Annotated in this window: 19 protein-coding genes; 3 read left to right on the top strand and 16 right to left on the bottom strand. The window is 66.8% G+C overall.

Features of this window, described 5'->3' with window-relative positions:
* Nucleotides 1–13: 13 nt before the first annotated feature.
* The gene (locus tag LDO22_RS00515; RefSeq protein ID WP_159632225.1) at nucleotides 14–178 is read right to left on the bottom strand and encodes an SPOR domain-containing protein; all 165 of its coding nucleotides are present in this window, start codon (nucleotides 176–178) and stop codon (nucleotides 14–16) included.
* Nucleotides 179–298: 120 nt separating this feature from the next.
* Between LDO22_RS00515 and map the strand changes: the two genes are divergently transcribed.
* Nucleotides 299–1,177 (top strand): type I methionyl aminopeptidase, encoded by an 879-nt coding sequence (map, locus tag LDO22_RS00510; protein ID WP_224025682.1) that lies wholly within the window; start codon nucleotides 299–301, stop codon nucleotides 1,175–1,177.
* Nucleotides 1,178–1,286: 109 nt separating this feature from the next.
* Nucleotides 1,287–2,090: a polyphosphate--glucose phosphotransferase gene (locus LDO22_RS00505; protein ID WP_159632227.1), complete on the top strand. Its 804-nt coding sequence runs from the start codon at nucleotides 1,287–1,289 to the stop codon at nucleotides 2,088–2,090.
* 52 nt (nucleotides 2,091–2,142) lie between these two features.
* Here LDO22_RS00505 and nrdR read toward each other — a convergent pair whose 3' ends face one another.
* The 3 genes from nrdR to LDO22_RS00490 form a co-directional block, all read right to left on the bottom strand.
* Nucleotides 2,143–2,637, bottom strand: a complete 495-nt coding sequence (gene nrdR / locus LDO22_RS00500) for a transcriptional regulator NrdR (protein WP_224025681.1) — start codon at nucleotides 2,635–2,637, stop codon at nucleotides 2,143–2,145.
* Between the two features lie 137 nt (nucleotides 2,638–2,774).
* Nucleotides 2,775–4,148: a histidinol dehydrogenase gene (gene hisD / locus LDO22_RS00495; protein ID WP_224025680.1), complete on the bottom strand. Its 1,374-nt coding sequence runs from the start codon at nucleotides 4,146–4,148 to the stop codon at nucleotides 2,775–2,777.
* Between the two features lie 4 nt (nucleotides 4,149–4,152).
* Complete coding sequence (locus LDO22_RS00490; protein ID WP_224025679.1) at nucleotides 4,153–4,686, bottom strand: hypothetical protein; 534 nt, start codon at nucleotides 4,684–4,686, stop codon at nucleotides 4,153–4,155.
* Nucleotides 4,687–4,813: 127 nt separating this feature from the next.
* Here LDO22_RS00490 and LDO22_RS00485 point away from each other — a divergent pair, with 127 nt between their 5' ends.
* Nucleotides 4,814–5,314, top strand: a complete 501-nt coding sequence (locus LDO22_RS00485) for a flavin reductase family protein (RefSeq protein WP_056331660.1) — start codon at nucleotides 4,814–4,816, stop codon at nucleotides 5,312–5,314.
* A 71-nt stretch (nucleotides 5,315–5,385) separates the two neighbouring features.
* On the opposite strand, the gene dnaE is transcribed toward LDO22_RS00485, so the two are convergent.
* The 12 genes from dnaE to murG form a co-directional block, all read right to left on the bottom strand.
* Entirely contained in the window at nucleotides 5,386–8,946 is a 3,561-nt protein-coding gene (dnaE, locus tag LDO22_RS00480) for a DNA polymerase III subunit alpha (RefSeq protein ID WP_159632231.1), read from the bottom strand.
* 49 nt (nucleotides 8,947–8,995) lie between these two features.
* Entirely contained in the window at nucleotides 8,996–9,922 is a 927-nt protein-coding gene (locus tag LDO22_RS00475) for an RluA family pseudouridine synthase (RefSeq protein WP_159632232.1), read from the bottom strand.
* Nucleotides 9,915–10,487 (bottom strand): signal peptidase II, encoded by a 573-nt coding sequence (gene lspA / locus LDO22_RS00470; protein WP_159632233.1) that lies wholly within the window; start codon nucleotides 10,485–10,487, stop codon nucleotides 9,915–9,917. The genes LDO22_RS00475 and lspA overlap by 8 nt, the downstream gene beginning before the upstream one ends.
* A gap of 93 nt (nucleotides 10,488–10,580) precedes the next feature.
* Nucleotides 10,581–11,267 carry a DivIVA domain-containing protein gene (locus LDO22_RS00465; RefSeq protein WP_159632234.1) on the bottom strand — a complete coding sequence of 229 codons (687 nt, stop codon included), beginning with the start codon at nucleotides 11,265–11,267 and terminating at the stop codon, nucleotides 10,581–10,583.
* A gap of 177 nt (nucleotides 11,268–11,444) precedes the next feature.
* Nucleotides 11,445–11,732, bottom strand: coding sequence for a YggT family protein (locus tag LDO22_RS00460; protein ID WP_043453045.1), 288 nt, complete (start codon nucleotides 11,730–11,732; stop codon nucleotides 11,445–11,447).
* A 136-nt stretch (nucleotides 11,733–11,868) separates the two neighbouring features.
* The gene (gene sepF / locus LDO22_RS00455; protein ID WP_142121297.1) at nucleotides 11,869–12,399 is read right to left on the bottom strand and encodes a cell division protein SepF; all 531 of its coding nucleotides are present in this window, start codon (nucleotides 12,397–12,399) and stop codon (nucleotides 11,869–11,871) included.
* A gap of 90 nt (nucleotides 12,400–12,489) precedes the next feature.
* Entirely contained in the window at nucleotides 12,490–13,251 is a 762-nt protein-coding gene (locus LDO22_RS00450; RefSeq protein ID WP_224025678.1) for a YggS family pyridoxal phosphate-dependent enzyme, read from the bottom strand.
* Entirely contained in the window at nucleotides 13,244–13,933 is a 690-nt protein-coding gene (locus tag LDO22_RS00445) for a polyphenol oxidase family protein (protein ID WP_224025677.1), read from the bottom strand. Before LDO22_RS00445 ends, LDO22_RS00450 begins: the two co-directional genes overlap by 8 nt.
* Nucleotides 13,934–13,941: 8 nt before the next feature.
* A complete protein-coding gene (gene ftsZ / locus LDO22_RS00440) occupies nucleotides 13,942–15,195 on the bottom strand; it encodes a cell division protein FtsZ (RefSeq protein WP_159632237.1) in 1,254 nt (417 codons plus the stop codon).
* 184 nt (nucleotides 15,196–15,379) lie between these two features.
* Nucleotides 15,380–16,177 carry an FtsQ-type POTRA domain-containing protein gene (locus LDO22_RS00435; RefSeq protein WP_307489690.1) on the bottom strand — a complete coding sequence of 266 codons (798 nt, stop codon included), beginning with the start codon at nucleotides 16,175–16,177 and terminating at the stop codon, nucleotides 15,380–15,382.
* A gap of 121 nt (nucleotides 16,178–16,298) precedes the next feature.
* Entirely contained in the window at nucleotides 16,299–17,675 is a 1,377-nt protein-coding gene (gene murC, locus LDO22_RS00430) for a UDP-N-acetylmuramate--L-alanine ligase (protein ID WP_224025675.1), read from the bottom strand.
* Nucleotides 17,672–18,772 (bottom strand): undecaprenyldiphospho-muramoylpentapeptide beta-N-acetylglucosaminyltransferase, encoded by a 1,101-nt coding sequence (murG, locus tag LDO22_RS00425; RefSeq protein WP_224025674.1) that lies wholly within the window; start codon nucleotides 18,770–18,772, stop codon nucleotides 17,672–17,674. The genes murC and murG overlap by 4 nt, the downstream gene beginning before the upstream one ends.
* Nucleotides 18,773–18,775: the final 3 nt, after the last annotated feature.

Raw genomic sequence — 18,775 nt, 5'->3', positions numbered from 1 at the left:
AGGAAACGGCCCGTCAGTCGTCGTCGCCCTTTTCCCAGGCCTCGTTGCGCGCCCGGACCTTCTCGATGGCGTGCTCAGCTTCTTCGCGGGTCTTGTAGGGCCCAATGAGCTGGCTCCAGTCCGACAGCCGGTCCTCTTCCACTTCGTGGGTATTGACGTTGAACCAGTACTCAGTCATCGTTGCTCCTCGTTCCGGCGACAGGAATACCGGGGTGATCCACGTAACACAAACACTTACGCGCCCCCTCCCCAGCTTGTCGGTTGTTAGGCGTTCTGTGGTGCCTTATATGATCAATCTATGCCTTCCCTTGCCTCAACTGCACCCATTGGCACCCTCACCCCGGGTACCCTGAGTCCGCAGCGTCCCGTCCCGGCGTCCATCCCCCGTCCGGAATACGTCGGCAAGCCGGCACCCGCCAAATTCACCGGCTCCGAAGTCAAGTCTGCGGAGACCATCGAGAAGATCCGGATTGCCGGGAAGATCGCGGCGCAGGCCATCGTGGAAGTGGGCAAGCACATCCAGCCGGGAGTCACCACCGACGAGCTGGACAAAGTGGGCCACGAATTCCTGCTGGACCATAACGCCTACCCGTCCACGCTCGGTTACCGCGGATTCCCAAAGTCACTGTGTTCCTCCTTGAACGAGGTCATCTGCCACGGCATCCCGGACAGCACCGTGGTCCGGGACGGCGACATCCTGAACATCGACATCACGGCCTACCTCAACGGCGTCCACGGGGACACCAACTACACGTTCCTGGTAGGGGACGTGGACGAGGAGTCCCGGCTCCTCGTGGAGCGCACGCAGGAGTCGCTGAACCGGGCCATCAAGGCCGTGGCGCCGGGACGTGAAATCAACGTCATTGGCAGGGCCATCCAGTCCTATGCCAAGCGCTTTGGCTACGGCGTGGTCCGCGACTTCACCGGCCATGGCGTCGGAGAAGCCTTCCACACCGGGCTCATCATCCCGCACTACGATGCCGCCCCTGCCTACAACACCGTGATCGAAGCGGGAATGGTGTTCACCATCGAACCGATGCTCACGCTGGGCACTGTGGAGTGGGACATGTGGAGCGATGACTGGACCGTGGTCACACGGGACCGCAAGCGCACCGCCCAATTCGAGCACACCCTGCTGGTCACCGAGACCGGCGCCGAAATCCTTACCCTGCCGTAGCCCGGCCCATGCCCCCTGGGCATGCTGCCGGTGCAGACCGGACACCTGTTACGGGCCGCCCCCAAAGCCGCCCCTTTTCCTGCCCGCCCCTGTCAAGAACGGAATCCCATTGGCCAAGAAGGACGAGAAGTCGCACAAGAACGCACCGCTGATCGGCATCGACATCGGTGGTACGGGCATCAAGGGCGGCATTGTCGACCTGAAGAAGGGCAAGCTCCTCGGAGAACGCTTCCGGGTGCCCACCCCGCAGCCCGCCACCCCTGAGGCCGTAGCCGAGGCCGTGGCCCTGGTGGTGGCCGAACTCTCGGCACGCCCCGAGGCCCCGGAAGCCGGCTCCCCCGTGGGCGTGACCTTTCCCGGCATCATCCAGCACGGAGTGGTCCACTCCGCAGCCAATGTGGACAAGAGCTGGCTGGACACGGACATCGACGCCCTCCTCACGGCCCGGCTCGGCCGGCCGGTGGAAGTCATCAATGATGCGGACGCCGCAGGCCTGGCAGAGGCACGCTACGGGGCCGGCGAAGGCGTCGCCGGCACTGTCCTGGTGATCACGCTCGGTACCGGCATCGGTTCAGCCTTCATCTTTGACGGAAAGCTGGTCCCCAACGCAGAGCTGGGGCACCTTGAAATTGACGGCCACGATGCCGAATCCAAGGCGTCCGCCGTTGCCCGCGAACGTGACGGGCTGTCCTGGGACGAGTACAGCGTGCTGCTGCAGCGCTACTTCTCGCACGTGGAGTTCCTGTTCTCGCCGGAACTGTTCATCGTGGGCGGCGGGATTTCAAAGCGCGCCGACGAGTACCTTCCCAACCTCAAGCTCCGTACCCCGATTGTCCCGGCGGTCCTCCGCAACGAGGCAGGCATCGTGGGTGCGGCGCTGGAAATCGCGCTCCAGCACAACCTGGCCAAGTAGGAGTGGTGCCGGTGGCGGCTGCGGCTTCCCCTCCGCTGCCGCCACCGGAGTTTTAGAGGGGGCTCTTCTCGGAGCTCTTAGCTGCGCCCTTGGCGCCTTCCCCGGCCTCGTGGCGGAGCAGGGCAATGGCAGTCTCGAAGTCCTCGAGGGACTCAAAGGCCTGGTACACGCTGGCGAAGCGAAGGTAGGCTACCTCGTCGAGTTTCTGCAGCGGCCCGAGGATCACCAGGCCCACCTCGTGCGCATCGATTTCGGCGGCGCCCGAGGCACGGATCTGCTCTTCGACTTCCTGGGCCAGCATGGCGAGGTCATCCTCGCTCACGGGGCGCCCCTGGCACGCCTTGCGCACGCCGTTGATGACCTTGCTTCGGCTGAAGGGCTCGCCCACGCCGGAACGTTTGATCACGGACAGGCTGGTGGTTTCCACCGTGGTGAACCGGCGGCCGCATTCCGGGCATTGCCGGCGCCTGCGGATTGCCGAGCCGTCATCAGCCATCCGGCTGTCCACCACGCGGGAATCAGGGTTGCGGCAGAACGGGCAGTACATGGCGTTCCCCCTTTTCGGTTGTGGTGTGCAACGGCGTTGGAAGCCACCAGCACCGCCGGGGGGCGATGCCGTGGCGTTCCCAGTTTACGGGCAGATGTGGGGTAATAACAATCCTGTAATTACTACATGTAGTGGTATCACCGGTCGCCCGGGAACCGGGCCGTCACCGCGTCCCCGTGGGCCGGAAGATCCTCGGCCCGGGACAGGCTCACGATGTGTCCGCTGACCTCGGCCAGGGCTTCCCGGCTGTAGTTGACCACCTGGATGGCGCGCAGGAAGGTGGTCACGTTCAACCCGGAGGAAAAGGCTGCCGTACCGCTGGTGGGCAGCACGTGGTTGGAGCCGGCGCAGTAGTCGCCAAGGCTGACGGGGCTGTAGTCCCCCACGAAGATCGCGCCCGCGTTCCGGATGCGGGCGGCCACGGCTGCAGCGTCGCGGGTCATGATTTCCAGGTGCTCCGCTGCGTACGCGTCACAGGCGGCGATTCCCTGCTCGAGGCCGTCCACCAGCACGACGCCGGACTGGGGGCCGGACAGCGCCTCCTGCACCCTGGCCGAGTGCTTGGTGGCGGCGGCCTGCAGTGCCAGTTCAGCACGCACGGCGGCGGCCAGCTCCTCGGAATCGGTGATGAGGACCGACGCTGCCTTCGGATCGTGCTCCGCCTGGCTGAGCAGGTCGGCGGCAACCAGGGCGGGCTGGGCGGAGTCGTCCGCCAGGATGGCGATCTCCGTGGTTCCTGCCTCGGAATCAATGCCGACGACGCCCTTAACCAGGCGTTTGGCCGTGGCCACGAAGATGTTGCCGGGGCCGGTGACCACGTCCACGGGCTCCAGGGCCGGACCTGCCTCCGTCGCTTCGACGCCGTAAGCGAAGGCGGCAATGGCCTGGGCCCCGCCGATGGCGTAAACCTCAGTGATGCCCAGCAGCGCCGCCGCCGCCAGGATGGTGGGGTGGGGCAGCCCGCCGAACTCCTTCTGGGGCGGCGACGCGAGGGCGATGGACTCCACGCCCGCCGCCAGCGCGGGCACGACGTTCATGATCACCGATGACGGGTACACGGCAAGGCCGCCGGGAACGTACAGCCCCACGCGGGCCACCGGAACCCAGTTCTGGCTGACCACGGCGCCGTCGCCCAGTTCGACGTCGACATTGCGCGGGCGCTGCCCGTCCGCGAACTTCCGGGCCCGGCTGATGGATTCCTCCAAGGCAGCCCGCACGGCCGGATCCAGCTGGTCCAGCGCTGCGGCGAGTGCCTCCCCGGGGACCAGCGGGTGCTCCTGCGCCACGCCGTCGAACCGTTCGGCCAGCTCGGCCAGCGCCGCGAAGCCGCGCTCCCGGACGGCGGAAATGATCTGCAGGACCTTTTCCTCGGCGTCCGCCACGGTCTGTCCCTTGGCGCGTGGCACCGCGGCGCGCAGTGCCGGAAGGCTCAGGTGGCGGCCCCGAAGGTCAATGGTGCGGAACTCGACGGCGGCGGTCACGGGGGCGGGAAACTCCGGGGATGTGGTCACCGCTCTATTTTACGGGGCTGTGCACGCCTGCTGTTTCCGCGCCGGCTGAATCAGGCTTCCTGCCCGTGGTGCCCACCAGTTCCAGGATGAAGACCGACACGGCCGTGGCGGCGGGCCACAGCAACAGGACCGGCCACGCCCGCAGGGAGAAGGCGATGCTGGCGTTTGCCGACGTGTCGACGGCCGGACCCCACAGCCGTCCCGCCAGGACACCTGTCCCCCATGCCACGGCGCTGCCCGCGAACGCCCCGGCCAGGCCGGTGAGCAGTGCCGCCTGCGGGTCCGGGCGCTTGCCGTCCGCCAGGAATACGGCCAGCAGGCAGCCGGCCAGCACCAGGATGCCTGCGAGCGTGAGATCGCGCGGCAGCCAGACCAGGGGCACGGTGCCGGCCGCCAGGGCTGGGTCGCGGGTGATCAGGTTCAATCCGCCCGGGGCAAGGACCCACCAGAGGATGCCCGCCGGGATGCCCGCGGCCGCCGGGACCAGCAGCAGGGACCATGGCAGCAGCCGCCTGTCGGGGCGGGCGAAGTTCGTCATGCAACACACCTTAACAAAGGTTCCTGCAAGGCCATCCGCCGTGGTGCGGCCGCTGCCTGTTTTCCCGCCGTGACCGTGGGCCAATACGCTTGGGGAAAGAGTTACGCCACTTAGTTCAGGAGTTCCGGTGACCGACAACAGCGAGCCGTTCGAGCAGACGTTCAGGGAGATGTTCCGCCGGCATGCCGCGGGCGTCGCCATTATCACCGTGAATTACCAGGATGAGCCCTACGGCTTCACGGCAACCTCCGTGGCGTCCCTGTCGGCGAAGCCGCCGCGCTTCACGTTCAACATGGCGCGCAGCTCCAGGTCCTGGCCCGCCGTGGCCAACACCCAGTACCTGGGGGTGCACATGCTGGGGCTGGAGAACCAGGAGCTGGCGGCCCGCTTTGCCCGCCCCGGCAACCGCTTCGAAGGCAACCATTGGGAGATCGGCCCGCACGGGGTGCCCATCCTCAAGGATGTTGCCGGCTGGCTGATCGGCGAGATCCAGATGCGGCTCTCGTTCGAGAACAACGCCGTGGTGGTGGTCCAGGTAGTGGACGGCCAGGTGGGCGGCGAAGGATCGCCGCTGCTGTACCACGGCGGCGCCTATGGGCAGCCGGTGCCGCTGGACTACGAGATCTGACGCCCACGGACCGGCGCAGCAAAAAGGCGGCCGACGGCGGGAGGTGATTCCCGCCGTCGGCCGCCTGTTTGTCAGGCGTCCAGGCAGGCCGGGCCCAGCAGGACCTTCAGGTCGCCGAACAGCGACGGGCTGGGGTTCACCCGAAGGTGGACGGGCAGGCCCATGATTTCGGTGCGGGTATCGCCCTGCAGGTGGAGCCTGACCTCCGAGTTGCCGCGGTGGGTGCGCAGCACGTCGCCAAGTTCCGTGACCACGGCCTCGGTGGCCTTGTGGGTGGGCATGGTGATGACCAGGGGCCCGTGCAGCCCTTCGCTCAGGTCCGGAACGGAAAGCTCCATGCAGTTGAGCGTGATGGCGCCGTCGTCGCGCTTCTGCAGCCGGCCCTTGACCACCACGATCAGGTCCTCCGCCAGTACGGAGGCGATCGGCCCATAGACCTGCCCGAAGAACATGACTTCGATCGAGCCGCCCAGGTCTTCCACCTCGGCCCGGGCGTAGGCATTGCCGCTGGCTTTTGCGATGCGGCGGCTCAGGGACGTGATCATGCCGGCGATCGTGATGATCGCTCCGTCCTGCGGCCCGTCCTCGCCGATGATGGAGGTAATGCTCATCTCTGCATGCTGGGCCAGGAGTCCCTCCAGGCCCTGCAGCGGATGGTCCGATACGTACAGGCCCAGCATGTCCCGTTCGAAGGAGAGCTTGTCCTTCTTTTCCCACTCGGGCAGGTCCGGGATCTCGATGCTCAGGGAGGACGATTCCGCCCCGGCGTCTTCGAAACCGGCGAAGAGGTCGAACTGGCCGATGGCCTCGTTGCGCTTGAGGGTGATGACGGAGTCGATGGCCTCTTCGTGGATCATCGCCAGGGCGCGGCGGTGGTGGCCCAGCGAGTCGAACGCGCCGGATTTGATCAGGGACTCGATGGTCCGCTTGTTGCAGACCACGGCCGGGACCTTCATCAGGTAGTCCTTGAAGGAGGTGAACGCTCCCTCGCTTTCGCGGGCTGCCACCATGGCTTCCACGGCGTTGACGCCCACGTTGCGGATGGCGCCCATGCCGAAGCGGATGTCGTTGCCCACCGGAGTGAAGTTCAGGGCGGACTCGTTGACGTCCGGCGGAAGCACGGTGATGCCCATGCGCCGGCACTCGTTGAGGTAGATGGCCGACTTGTCCTTGTCATCGCCCACCGAGGTCAGCAGCGCCGCCATGTATTCAGGGGCGTAGTGGGCCTTGAGGTAGGCGGTCCAGTACGAGATCACGCCATAGGCGGCCGAGTGGGCTTTATTGAAGGCGTAGTCGGAGAAGGGCAGCAGGATGTCCCAGAGGGTCTTGACGGCCTCCATGGAGTAGCCGTTGTCCTGCATGCCCTGGGAGAAGCCGGCGAACTGCTTGTCCAGCTCGGATTTCTTCTTCTTGCCCATGGCGCGGCGGAGGATGTCTGCCTGGCCCAGCGAGTAGCCGGCCAGCTTCTGCGCCACGGCCATGACCTGCTCCTGGTACACGATCAGGCCATAGGTCCCACCGAGGATTTCCTTGAGGGGCTCCTCCAGCTCCGGGTGGATGGGGATGACTTCCTGGATCCCGTTCTTGCGCAGCGCATAGTCGGTGTGGGCGTTGGCGCCCATGGGACCCGGACGGTAGAGCGCCAGGACGGCGGAGATGTCTTCGAAGTTGTCAGGCTTCATGAGCTTGAGCAGCGACCGCATGGGACCGCCGTCGAGCTGGAACACGCCCAGGGTGTCGCCGCGGGCCAGGAGCTCGTAGGACGGGGCATCGTCCAGCTCAAGGTTTTCAAGGTCCAGGTCGATGCCGCGGTTCATCTTGATGTTCTCGAGGGCATCGGAAATGATCGTCAGGTTCCGCAGGCCCAGGAAGTCCATCTTGATCAGGCCCAGGCCCTCGGACGTCGGGTAGTCGAACTGGGTGATCACCTGGCCGTCCTGGAAGCGGCGCATGATGGGGATGACGTCGATGATGGGGTCCGAGGACATGATGACGCCGGCGGCGTGCACGCCCCACTGGCGCTTCAGGCCTTCGATGCCCAGGGCCGTTTCGAAGACCTTGGCGGCTTCGGGGTCGGTGGCGATCAGCTGCCGGAAGTCCCCTGCTTCGCTGTAGCGCTTGGACTCCGGATTCTGGATGTCCGCCAGGGGAATGTCCTTGGCCATCACGGCCGGCGGCAGGGCCTTGGTCAGCGTCTCGCCCATGCTGAACGGGTAGCCCAGGACGCGGGAGGAGTCCTTGAGGGCCTGTTTGGTCTTGATGGTGCCGTAGGTGACGATCATCGCGACGCGCTCGTCACCGTACTTGCGGGTGACGTAGTCGATGACTTCCGAGCGGCGCCGGTCATCGAAGTCGACGTCGAAGTCGGGCATGGAGACGCGGTCCGGGTTGAGGAACCGTTCAAAGATCAGCCCGTGGCGCAGGGGGTCGAGGTCGGTGATGCGCATGGCGTAGGCCACCATGGAGCCTGCACCCGAACCACGCCCGGGGCCCACCCGGATGCCGTTGTTCTTCGCCCAGTTGATGAAGTCGGCAACCACCAGGAAGTAGCCGGGGAAACCCATGGAGGTGATGACGCCGAGCTCGTAGTCGGCCTGCTTGCGGACTTCATCCGGGATGCCGCCCGGGTAGCGGTACTGCAGGCCCTTGTCCACTTCCTTGACCAGCCAGGAGGTCTCGTCCTCGCCGGGCGGGCAGGGGAACCGCGGCATGAAGTTGGCGTCGGTGTTGAAGGACACTTCGCAGCGTTCGGCGATCAGCAGGGTGTTGTCGCACGCCTCCGGGTGGTCGCGGAAGAGCTCCCGCATCTCCTGCGGGGACTTCAGGTAGTAGCCGCTGCCGGAGAACGCGAACCGGGAGCCGCCGTTGTCATAGGTGGGTTCCAGCAGCGTGGAGCCGGACTGGATGGCCAGCAGGGCCTCGTGCGCCTTGGCGTCGTGCTCGTGCGTGTAGTGGAGGTCGTTCGTGGCCACCAGGGGCAGGTTCAGGTCCTTGGCGAGCCGCAGCAGGTCGCCGGTGACCCGGCGTTCGATGTCCAGCCCGTGGTCCATCAGTTCGCAGAAGTAGTTCTCCGCGCCAAAGATGTCGCGGAACTCGGCCGCCGCCTCGAGTGCTTCGCGGTACTGGCCGAGCCGGAGCCGGGTCTGGACCTCGCCGGAAGGGCAGCCCGTGGTGGCGATGAGTCCCTCTGAGTACGTGTTAAGCAGTTCCCGGTCCAGCCGCGGCCACTTGCCGAAGACCGAGTCGAGTGAGGCGATGGAGGAGGCCCGGAAGAGGTTCCGCATGCCCACGTTGTTGTAGCTCAGGAGGGTCATGTGGGTGTAGGACCCACCGCCGGAGACGTCGTCCTTGCGCTGGGATTCATCGCCCCAGCGCACGCGTTCCTTGTCCGTCCGGGCAGTACCGGGCGTCACATAGGCTTCGACGCCGATGATCGGCTTGATGCCCTTGTCCGTGGCTTTGCGCCAGAAATCGAACGCGCCGAACAGGTAGCCGTGGTCTGTGGTGGCGAGGGCCGGCATGCCAAGGCGTTCGGTCTCATCGAACAGCTCCCCCAGGCGGGCCGCTCCATCCAGCATGGAATATTCGGTGTGGGTGTGCAGGTGGACAAACGAATCATTGCTGGAACTCACCGCACTATTCTAAGCGCTGCCCCCGGACAGTCCTGCCAGGCCGGCCGTGTCAGGCCTGGCCCGACTCCAGCACTTCCAGGGCGTAGGAAAGGTCCTGCGGGTACTCGCTGGTGACCGTAACGCGCTCCCCCGTCACGGGGTGGTCAAAGGCCAGTTGACGGGCGTGCAGCCACTGCCGCGTGAGCCCCAGGTTGGCGGCCAGGCGGGGATCGGCGCCGTAGGTGAGGTCGCCGGCGCAGGGGTGGCGGAGCGCGGAGAAATGGACCCGGATCTGGTGCGTGCGGCCGGTTTCAAGGTGGACTTCCACCAGGCTGGCCTTGCCGAAGGCCTCCAGGACTTCGTAGTGGGTCACGGAGGGGCGCCCGTCCTCGATGACGGCGAAACGCCAGTCGTGCCCGGGGTGGCGGCCGATGGGGGCATCGATGGTGCCCGTCAGGGGATCGGGAAGGCCCTGCACCACCGCGTGGTAGACCTTGTCCACCGTGCGCTCCTTGAAGGCGCGCTTGAGGGCGGTGTAGGCGCGCTCGGATTTGGCCACCACCATCACGCCGGAGGTCCCGACGTCGAGCCGGTGGACGATGCCTGCCCGCTCGGGGGCGCCTGACGTGGAGATCCGGTAGCCGGCAGCGGCAAGGCCGCCCACCACGGTGGGCCCCACCCAGCCCGGTGAGGGATGGGCTGCCACGCCGACGGGTTTGTCGACGACGACGAAATCATCGTCGTCGAGCAGGATATTCAGGCCTTCCACAACTTCCTCCACGACTTCAAGCGGGTCCCGCCGTTCCGGGACGGTGACCTCGAGGGTGTCCCCGGCCACGAGTTTTGCCGACTTGCCCAGGGCCTTGCCCCGGTTGAGGACGTGGCCGTCCGCGAGAAGGGATGCGGCGACAGAACGGGACACGCCCAGGAGGCCGGCCAGGCCGGCGTCCGCCCGCGCGCCGGCGTATTCTTCGGCGACGACGATGCGGTCAGTCATGGCCAGGCTTGTCCTTGTGTGCGCTCCCCAGCCGTGTTCCGTCCAGGGCGATCCCGCGGATGGTCAGGATGCAGATAATGGCGACGGCGGACACCACCGCGGAGTCGGCAATGTTGAAGATGGCGAAATTGGGAAGCTGGATGAAGTCCACCACGTGTCCCATGCCGAAGGAGGGCTCACGGAAGAGCCGGTCCGTGAGGTTCCCCAGCGCCCCGCCGAGCAGCAGGCCCAGGGCCAGGGACCACCAGGCGGAGCCCAGCCGGCGGACCTGGAAAAGGATGGCGACAGCCACGCCGGCCATGATGATGGAAAACACCCAGGTGACGTTCTCACCGATGGAGAACGCGGCGCCGGAGTTCCGGATGAAGTACCAGTGGAGCAGGGGCGGCAGCACCGGGATCCGTTCCCCTTCCACCATGGTGGAGGTGACCCACAGCTTGGTCAGCTGGTCCAGGACGTAGGCGAAGACCGCGAACCCCGCGAACAGGGACAGCAGCACCGCCCGGCGGGGGCGCGGCGAGGGTGGGACAGGGCGTGCCGCGTCGGCGGCAAGTTCGTCAGTCATGGTGCTTTCAATTCGTGGAACTGGGTGTCAATGCCAAAAGCCGGTGGCCGAGGAATCCTCAGCCACCGGCTTTCAGAATACGTGCTGCCAGACTTAGTTGGCTTCGCTGACTTCCGGCGTAGCGACGGAGCCGCGGGCATCCAGGTCGCGGAGCTGGCCTTCGATGTAGGCCTTCAGGCGTGAGCGGTAGTCGCGTTCGAAGCCGCGGAGCTGCTCCACCTTGCGTTCCAGGACGGAGCGCTGCTGCTCCAGGGCGCCGAGGATCTTGCGGGACTTTTCCTGGGCATCGTTGACGAGGCTGCTGGCTTCAATCTGCGCCTCGGCGATGATCTTGTCCTTCTGGGCCTGGCCGTCGGCGACGTGGCGGTCGTGCATCTGCTGTGCCATGGCCAGCAGGCCGGCAGCGGACTCGGCGGATGCAGTAGCGGCGGGAGCCTGTGCAACGGGGGCGGCGGCGGCCGGAGCGGCCGGCTGGACGTCCTTCTTCTTGCTGGCTTCGGCAGCCTTCGCTTCGGCTTCAGCCTTCTCGCGGGCTTCGTCCTTGTCGGCCTTGACCGGCGCGGGGACCTTCTCCACCACGGGGGCGGCAGCTGAGCTTGCCGGAACGCTGGAACCTGCTTCGGCGAGCTTCTTGCGGAGCTCGTCGTTTTCCTGGTTCAGGCGGCGGAGTTCAACGACGATTTCGTCCAGGAAGTCGTCAACCTCGTCCTGGTCATAGCCCTCGCGGAACTTGGTGGGCTGAAAGCGCTTGTTGACAACGTCTTCTGGCGTCAAAGCCATCTGGTCACCTCACTGGTCTGGTTAGTCAGTAGGCCTTCCGGCCGTCAAAACTAAGGTACCTAAATTTGGTCTGCTTACTCTAATTCAACACTGCGGTGTCAAACGGGAGGTTTCTTCGCTTTACAGTAGCCGTTCCGGGAAGGAACACACTGCATTGCGGGGTCCGGCGGGGAAAAATCAGGCCAGTCCCCTGGTGACGCTCATCGCGATACTGACGCCGATGAACAGGATCAGGAAGCCCAGGTCCAGGGAGACGCCGCCGAGGCGGAGTGGCGGAATCAGCCGCCGCAGCCCCTTCAGTGGCGGGTCCGTGATGGAGTAGACGGCGTGGGCCACCACCAGGGCCGCGCCCCGCGGCCGCCACTCCCGCGCAAACATCTGTACCCAGTCGAAGACCAGGCGGATGATGAGGGCCACAAAGAACAGCAGCAGGGCGAGATAGAGAAGTCCGAAAACAATTCCCATGACTTATTTCATATCTCCATATTCGTGCGGCCGGTTCATTGCGTCCGGCCGCTGTCGTACTGCTGTTGTCTTGTCTATTTCAGCACAGATGCCAGGCAGGTGTCCCTGCCTGGCATCTGTGCGCAGCCGATGGCGCTTAGCTCTGGTTGAAGAAGCTGGCCTGCGTATCGCTGGCCTTCTTGTCGTCACCGATCACTTCGACGTAGGACGGTGAGAGCAGGAACACCTTGTTGGTGACCCGTTCAATGCTTCCCCGCAGGCCAAAGACGAGCCCTGCCGAGAAGTCGACCAGGCGCTTGGCATCGGCCTCGCCCATGTCCGTGACGTTCATGATCACCGGGATGCCGTCCCGGAAGCTCTCGCCGATGAGCTTGGCATCGTTGTAGGAGCGGGGGTGGATGGTGGTGATCTGGCGCAGACCGGTGTTCTCTTCGCGGCTCGAGGCCGCACGCTTAATGGGGGTCACAGGGGCGCGGTATTCCTCTTCAGGGGCGTAGGACGCCTCGCGGCTGACTTCGCGGACCGGCGCCGGAGCACGGCGTTCCTCGCGGTCAACTTCCATCGGTTCGTCCTCATCCTTACGTGTGGTCTGTTGCTCGGACTCGTAATGCTCATCGCCGTCGGCGAGCCCAAGATAGATCATTGTCTTGCGCAGAGCGCCGGCCATGGTCGACTCCTAATCGTGTCCCGTAAGCGGGCCGCCCAATGATTTGACAGCACTGGAGTCCCCCGCCCATCACTTCCAATAGGTCCGACGCTACCCCACGGCAGGACGGGAACCGAGAATATCGGAACCGATTCGCAGGTGTGTCGCCCCGAACCTGATGGCCGCCTCCAGGTCCTGGCTCATGCCTGCCGAGATGCCGGTGGCTCCGGGGTACGCTGCGACCAGCCGGGCGGAAATCCCGGCGAGCTTTTCGAACGCCGGTTCAGGCGGCGCTCCCAGCGGCGCAACAGCCATGACGCCGGCCAGGTTCAGGCTGTCAGCCGCGGCGATCCGCTCTGCCAGGAGGTGCACGTCGGCGGGGACTGCCCCGCCACGGTGCGTGCCGCCGTCACCGTCGTGTTCTCTTTCCTCAAGGCTGACCTGGATGAAGCAGTCCAGCGGGGACCGGCCGTTGGAGTCCATCTCGTTCCGCACAGCCTTTGCCAGCGCATCCACGAGCTGCGGCCGGTCCACAGAGTGGACCGCGGCCGCGTAGCGCGCCACGGATTTGGCCTTCTTTGTCTGCAGCTGGCCAACGAAGTGCCAGGTCAGGTCCAGATCGGCGAGCTCCAGCGCCTTGGCAGCAGCCTCCTGGTCCCGGTTCTCGCCGACGTCGGTGATTCCGAGGGCGGCCAGGCGCCGGATGTCCTCTGCCGGGTGGAACTTGGTGACCACGATCAGCGAGGGCGGACGGTCACTGCGGCCGGCGGTGCCGGCGGCATCGGCGATCCGCTTCCGCACCACGGCGAGCCGTTCGGCGAGTTCCGCGCTGCGGGGATCACTTCCCTGCCCGCTGCCCGGCCGCTCAGTCATGGCACCAGACCAGGCCGGCGAAGCGGCCCGTGTTCCGGTCCCGCCGGTACGAATAGAGCGTTTCCGTCTCCAGCGTGCACGAACCGGCGTACTCCACCTCGACGCCGGAAGCCTCCAGCTGGGCGCGTGCGCCGGCGGGAAGGTCCAGCCCCGGTGTTCCCCAGGCGGTGGTGCTCCGCGTCTCCGGAACCAGGGCCGACACCTCCTCGCGCAGGGCTGCGGGGACTTCGTAGCAGGACCCGCAGATCGATGGTCCCAGCCAGGCACGGATCCGGGACGCACCCAGCGACTTCATGCCGTCCACGGCAGCCGGGAGGACACCGTTTGCGATGCCGGGGCGCCCGGCATGCACGGCGGCAAGGACGGGCCCGTGTGCGGACTCCCCCGCCAGCAGCACCGGAATGCAGTCCGCCACCATGACCGCCAGGGGCAGCCCACGGGACACCATGGCATCGGCCTCAGGGGCAGGTGACCCGGCCTCCATGATCGCCACGGTGTTGCCGTGGACCTGGTTCATGAAGCGCAGCGAGCCGGGCGCCGCCGCGATGGACTCTTCCAGGCGCGACCGGCGCTCCTGGACCGAGGCGGGATCGTCCCCCACGTGCAGGGCGAGGTTTCCCGCCCCCGCATCGGTAAATGCGGCCGACACCCCCGGGAGGATGTCGGCACGCCAATGGAACAAGCCGCTGCCTACTTCAGGAAGTCGGGAACATCCAGGTCATCCGGGTGGGTGCCGGTCATGTCCGGCTCCACCACGGACGGCAGGTCGACGTCGAAGCCGGAGTCCGCCGGAACGGCCTGCGGGCGCTGCTGACCCCAGTTGCTGAGTCCGGCAGCGCCGACGCCTGCGTGGATCGGCTGGACGTTCTGCTGGTGGTTCCCGTTGCCCTGGTGGTTTCCGCTCTGCGGGTGCGCCGAAGCCGGAGCAGCAGCAGGGGCGGCCGGCCGCTGGGGCGCGGCCTGCGGCTGGGACTGGTCCATGGAGGGCGAGGTGGCCTTGACGTCGTCAAAACCCGCGGCAATCACGGTGACGCGTGCTTCATCGCCCAGGGCGTCGTCGATGACGGCACCGAAAATGATGTTTGCCTCGGGGTGGGCCACTTCCTGGACCAGGCGGGCAGCCTCGTTGATTTCAAACAGGCCCAGGTCCGAGCCACCCTGGATGGACAGCAGCACGCCGTGGGCGCCGTCGATGGATGCTTCCAGCAGCGGCGAGGCAATGGCCAGTTCGGCCGCCTTCACGGCGCGGTCTTCACCGCGGGCCGAACCGATGCCCATGAGGGCCGAGCCGGCACCCTGCATGACGGACTTGACGTCCGCGAAGTCAAGGTTGATCAGGCCGGGGGTGGTGATGAGGTCGGTGATGCCCTGGACACCGGACAGCAGGACCTGGTCGGCGGAGCGGAACGCGTCAAGGACGGACACGTTGCGGTCGCTGATGGACAGCAGGCGGTCGTTGGGGATCACGATGAGGGTATCCACCTCGTCGCGCAGGGCGTCGATGCCTGCCTCTGCCGAACCGGCGCGGCGGCGGCCTTCGAAGGTGAAGGGACGGGTGACCACGCCAATGGTCAGGGCACCGAGCGAACGGGCGATCCGGGCGACGACGGGCGCGCCACCGGTGCCCGTGCCGCCACCCTCACCGGCGGTGACGAAGACCATGTCGGCGCCACGGAGGACTTCCTCGATCTCGTCCGCATGGTCCTCGGCGGCCTGCTTGCCTACCTCGGGGTTGGCGCCTGCACCGAGGCCACGGGTCAGCTCGCGTCCGACGTCGAGCTTCACGTCGGCGTCGCTCATGAGCAGGGCCTGGGCGTCGGTGTTGATGGCGATGAATTCAACACCCCTGAGGCCGACCTCGATCATGCGGTTGACTGCGTTCACGCCACCGCCGCCGATGCCGACGACTTTGATGACGGCCAAGTAATTCTGCGGAGCTGCCACGTTACGTGTCCCTTGTTCGTGTCTTATTGCGAAAACTGATGGTGAGCTTGAAACCCTAAACCCTAACCCTCCGGTTGAAGGTTAGAGTTATGTCAAGTAACTCTTGTCTGTGACGGTATTTCCTCTGGTTCCGACATTCAATAACCGGGTCCGCGTGTCGGATTAATACCGGGAAAGAAAGCGCTCAGCGCGTCACGGGGTGCCGGGGCACACTGACATCGTAGACCCTGACCGGGTTCTTAGGGTCCGCCGGAGCCTTGAGGAGGGCGGCCAGGACCTTGGCCTTGAGCTCCTTCTCCGAGGCGTTGCCCCACACGATTGTCTGGCCGTCAACGAGCTTGAGTTCCACGGCATCGACGGACTGCGCGGACGCGTTGGACAGCTTCGCCAGGACGTCGGCCGGCAGGGCACCCAGCACTGCGGCCGTGGCGCGGAACAGGTCCTGTCCGATCGCACCGGCACCGCCGTCGATGACCGGCAGCGATGCCGTCGCTGGATCGTCGGTGGTGGCCAGCTGGACGCCGTCGACGTCCACCAGCTGGTACTGCTCCCCCTGCTTGACCAGCGCCACGGGCACCCGCTCATGCACGGCAACGGCGAGGGTGGACGGCGGCCGGGCCTCGACGGACACGGATTTGACCTGGACCAAAGAGCGGAGGAGCCCGCGGACGTCGTCGTCGCTGATCTGGGGCAGCGGCTTGCCGCGCAGTGGCTCCAGCGCCGTCTGCACCTGGGCCGGGGTGACGAAGTGCGTGCCCGTCACCGAGATGGTCTGCAGGGCCAGGGCCGGCGAATAGATGGCGGCTGCCAGCAGTCCCACCACCAGCGCAACCACTGTTCCGGCAGCTGCCAGGACTTTCTTCCTGCGGCGCCGGCCTTTGGGCTCGGGGAACGCCAGCACCGTTGCCCCGGAAGGTTTCTCCGCCTTCGCCGGCTTGTGCGCCGGCGCCTGGTCCGGGATGCTGCGGGATGCCGTGATCACATCGCCACCTGTGGAGGCGCCCGGCGTCCCGGACGATCGGGGCTCTTTCTCCGCACTTTCCGCAGGCGCTGCGTCTGGGCGGCCATTCCGCCGGGGCGGGGCGTAGGTGGGACGGCGGGAGCTAGGCACGCAGCGCCTCCACAATCCGTGGGCCGTAAGACGTGACATCACCGGCACCGACGGTCAGGACGACGTCCCCGTCCGCGGCGGCCTTGGTCAGGGTTTCGACGGCGTCGGCTCCCTCTGCCAGCCGTCCGCCCGCTGTGAGGTGGTCGGCTATGAGCTGGCTGGTGACGCCCGGAATGGGATCCTCCCTGGCGGGGTAGATGTCCAGGACCAGGGCGGTATCGGCAAGGTTGAGGGCGTCTGCGAACTGCGCCGCGAACTCCCGGGTGCGGGAAAACAGGTGCGGCTGGAACAGGACGTGGACCTTGTGGCCGCCTGCCACCGAACGCGCGGCGGTGAGGGCGGCACGGACTTCCGTGGGGTGGTGGGCGTAGTCGTCGAAGACCCGGACGCCCCGTACCGATCCCTTCAGTTCGAAGCGCCGCGAGGCGCCGGCGAAGTGGGCCAGGCCGGCGGCGGCAGCGGCCGGGTCCACGCCGAGTTCAAGGGCGACGGCGAAGGCGGCGGCCGCGTTCAGCGCGTTGTGGCGGCCTGGTACCTGCAGTGACAGCCCGTACCGGGCGCCGTGTGCCGATACCGCGACGTGGCCCGGGCCGTCGTCGTGCAGCCGGACGTCCGCGGCCTCGCTGGTGCCGTACAGGAGCACCCGGGTGTTGCCCCTGGCCCTGGTGCGCTCGGCCAGGGCCAGCGCCCCGGCGTCGTCCGCGCAGGCCACCAGGAGGCCGTCCGCGGGCAGCAGCGCCGTGAAGCGGTCGAAGGACTCGTACACGGCTTCGGCCGTGCCGTAGTAGTCAAGGTGGTCGGGCTCCACGTTGGTGACGACGGCGATGCGGGGCCGGTAGTTCAGGAAGGATCCGTCGGATTCGTCGGCCTCGGCCACGAAGATGCCGGACGTGCCATGCGCGGCGTTGACGCCAAGCGCGGGGATGTTGGCGCCGACCGCGAACGACGGGTCCAGGCCCGCCGCCTGCAGCAGCACGGTGACCATGGACGTGGTGGTCGACTTGCCGTGCGTTCCGGCCACCGTGACCACGGTGTCATCACCCATGGTGGCGGCCAGCGCCTGGGACCGGTGCAGCACGGGCAGGCCCGCCGTGCGGGCTGCCGCCAGTTCGGGGTTGTCTTCACGGATTGCCGATCCGGCCACCACGGTCTGCGCGTCCGCCAGGTTGCCGGCGGCGTACCCGACGGCGATGCGTGCACCGGCCGCGGCGAGGTCCGCCATGACGGGCAGGTCCTTGGCGTCGGAGCCGCTGACCGGGACGCCGCGCGCCACCATGATGCGGGCCACGGCAGACATTCCTACTCCCCCAATGCCGATGAAGTGCACCTTGCCAAGGGATTCCAGGCCGGGGGTGTTATGGGCGTTCATGCAGATACCGCTTCCAGGACAAGACCAGCCATGCGCTGGTCGGCGTTTCGGATGCCGAGCCGGTAGGACTTCGCTTCCATGGCGGCAAGCCGTGCTTTATCGGTGATCAGCGGAACCAGCTCGCGCGCAACCCATTCCGGAGTGAAGTCACGGTCGGCAACGAGTACTGCGCCTCCTGCGGAGACCAGGCCCGCTGCGTTCAGTGCCTGCTCCCCGTTGCCGATGGGCAGGGGCACCAGGACTGCCGGTACGCCGACGGCAGCGACTTCACAGACCGTGGCAGCCCCGGACCGGGCCAGCAGGAGGTCGGCCGCGGCGTAGGCACGTTCCATGCCGTCGATGTATTCCACCTGCCGGTAACCCTCAGCGGCAAGGGGCTGCCCGGCCGGGTCCAGGACGGTTTTTCCGCGGCCGGTGACGTGGAGGGTCTGGATACCGGCCTCCGCAAGGAGGGCCACGGAGGCTGCGATGGTCCGGTTGATGCTCTGCGCGCCGGAGGACCCGCCGGTGACGATCAGGGTGGGCTGGTGGGGATCCAGCCCAAGGGCCTCGCGTGCGGCGGTGCGGGCAGTCTTCCGGTCCAGGCCGGAAATCTCCTTGCGCATGGGCATGCCCACGTGCACCGCGTTGCGGAGCGGAGTGCCCTCGAAAGCCACAGCCACCCGGCCCTTGAGGAAGGCCCCCACCCGGTTGGCCAGTCCCGGCCGGGCGTTCGCCTCATGGATCACCAGGGGTATGCCGCGCTTCCGCGCCGCCAGGTACATGGGCGTGCAGACGTATCCGCCGACGCCCACCAGCACGTCGGCGTGCGCCCGGTCCAGGATGGCGCCGGCCTGCCGGACGGCACCGGCGAGCCGGGCCGGCAGGCGGAGCAGGTCAGCGGATGGCCTGCGGGGAAACGGCACCCGGTCGATCGTGGCCAGCTGGACGCCGGCGGCGGGAACCAGCCGGGTTTCCATTCCCGACGGCGTTCCGACCGCCAGGATTGAAGCGCCGGGGGCTTCGCTGCGCAGGGCCGCCGCGATGGCAAGCAACGGGCTGATATGGCCGGCTGTTCCGCCACCGGCCAGGACGATGGAAGGTTGTGTCGGTGTCATCTG

The sequence above is a fragment of the Arthrobacter sp. NicSoilC5 genome (assembly GCF_019977395.1).
In the GTDB taxonomy this organism is placed as follows: domain Bacteria; phylum Actinomycetota; class Actinomycetes; order Actinomycetales; family Micrococcaceae; genus Arthrobacter.
This window is presented reverse-complemented; position numbering and strand designations above follow the sequence as displayed.

Coding starts and splice junctions, on each gene's coding strand:
- LDO22_RS00515 (WP_159632225.1), bottom strand. CDS start 178: ATGACTGAGTACTGGTTCAACGTCAATACCCACGAAGTGGAAGAGGAC.
- map (WP_224025682.1), top strand. CDS start 299: ATGCCTTCCCTTGCCTCAACTGCACCCATTGGCACCCTCACCCCGGGT.
- nrdR (WP_224025681.1), bottom strand. CDS start 2,637: ATGTACTGCCCGTTCTGCCGCAACCCTGATTCCCGCGTGGTGGACAGC.
- LDO22_RS00490 (WP_224025679.1), bottom strand. CDS start 4,686: ATGACGAACTTCGCCCGCCCCGACAGGCGGCTGCTGCCATGGTCCCTG.
- LDO22_RS00475 (WP_159632232.1), bottom strand. CDS start 9,922: ATGACTGACCGCATCGTCGTCGCCGAAGAATACGCCGGCGCGCGGGCG.
- lspA (WP_159632233.1), bottom strand. CDS start 10,487: ATGACTGACGAACTTGCCGCCGACGCGGCACGCCCTGTCCCACCCTCG.
- LDO22_RS00465 (WP_159632234.1), bottom strand. CDS start 11,267: ATGGCTTTGACGCCAGAAGACGTTGTCAACAAGCGCTTTCAGCCCACC.
- LDO22_RS00460 (WP_043453045.1), bottom strand. CDS start 11,732: ATGGGAATTGTTTTCGGACTTCTCTATCTCGCCCTGCTGCTGTTCTTT.
- sepF (WP_142121297.1), bottom strand. CDS start 12,399: ATGGCCGGCGCTCTGCGCAAGACAATGATCTATCTTGGGCTCGCCGAC.
- LDO22_RS00450 (WP_224025678.1), bottom strand. CDS start 13,251: ATGACTGAGCGGCCGGGCAGCGGGCAGGGAAGTGATCCCCGCAGCGCG.
- murC (WP_224025675.1), bottom strand. CDS start 17,675: ATGAACGCCCATAACACCCCCGGCCTGGAATCCCTTGGCAAGGTGCAC.
- murG (WP_224025674.1), bottom strand. CDS start 18,772: ATGACACCGACACAACCTTCCATCGTCCTGGCCGGTGGCGGAACAGCC.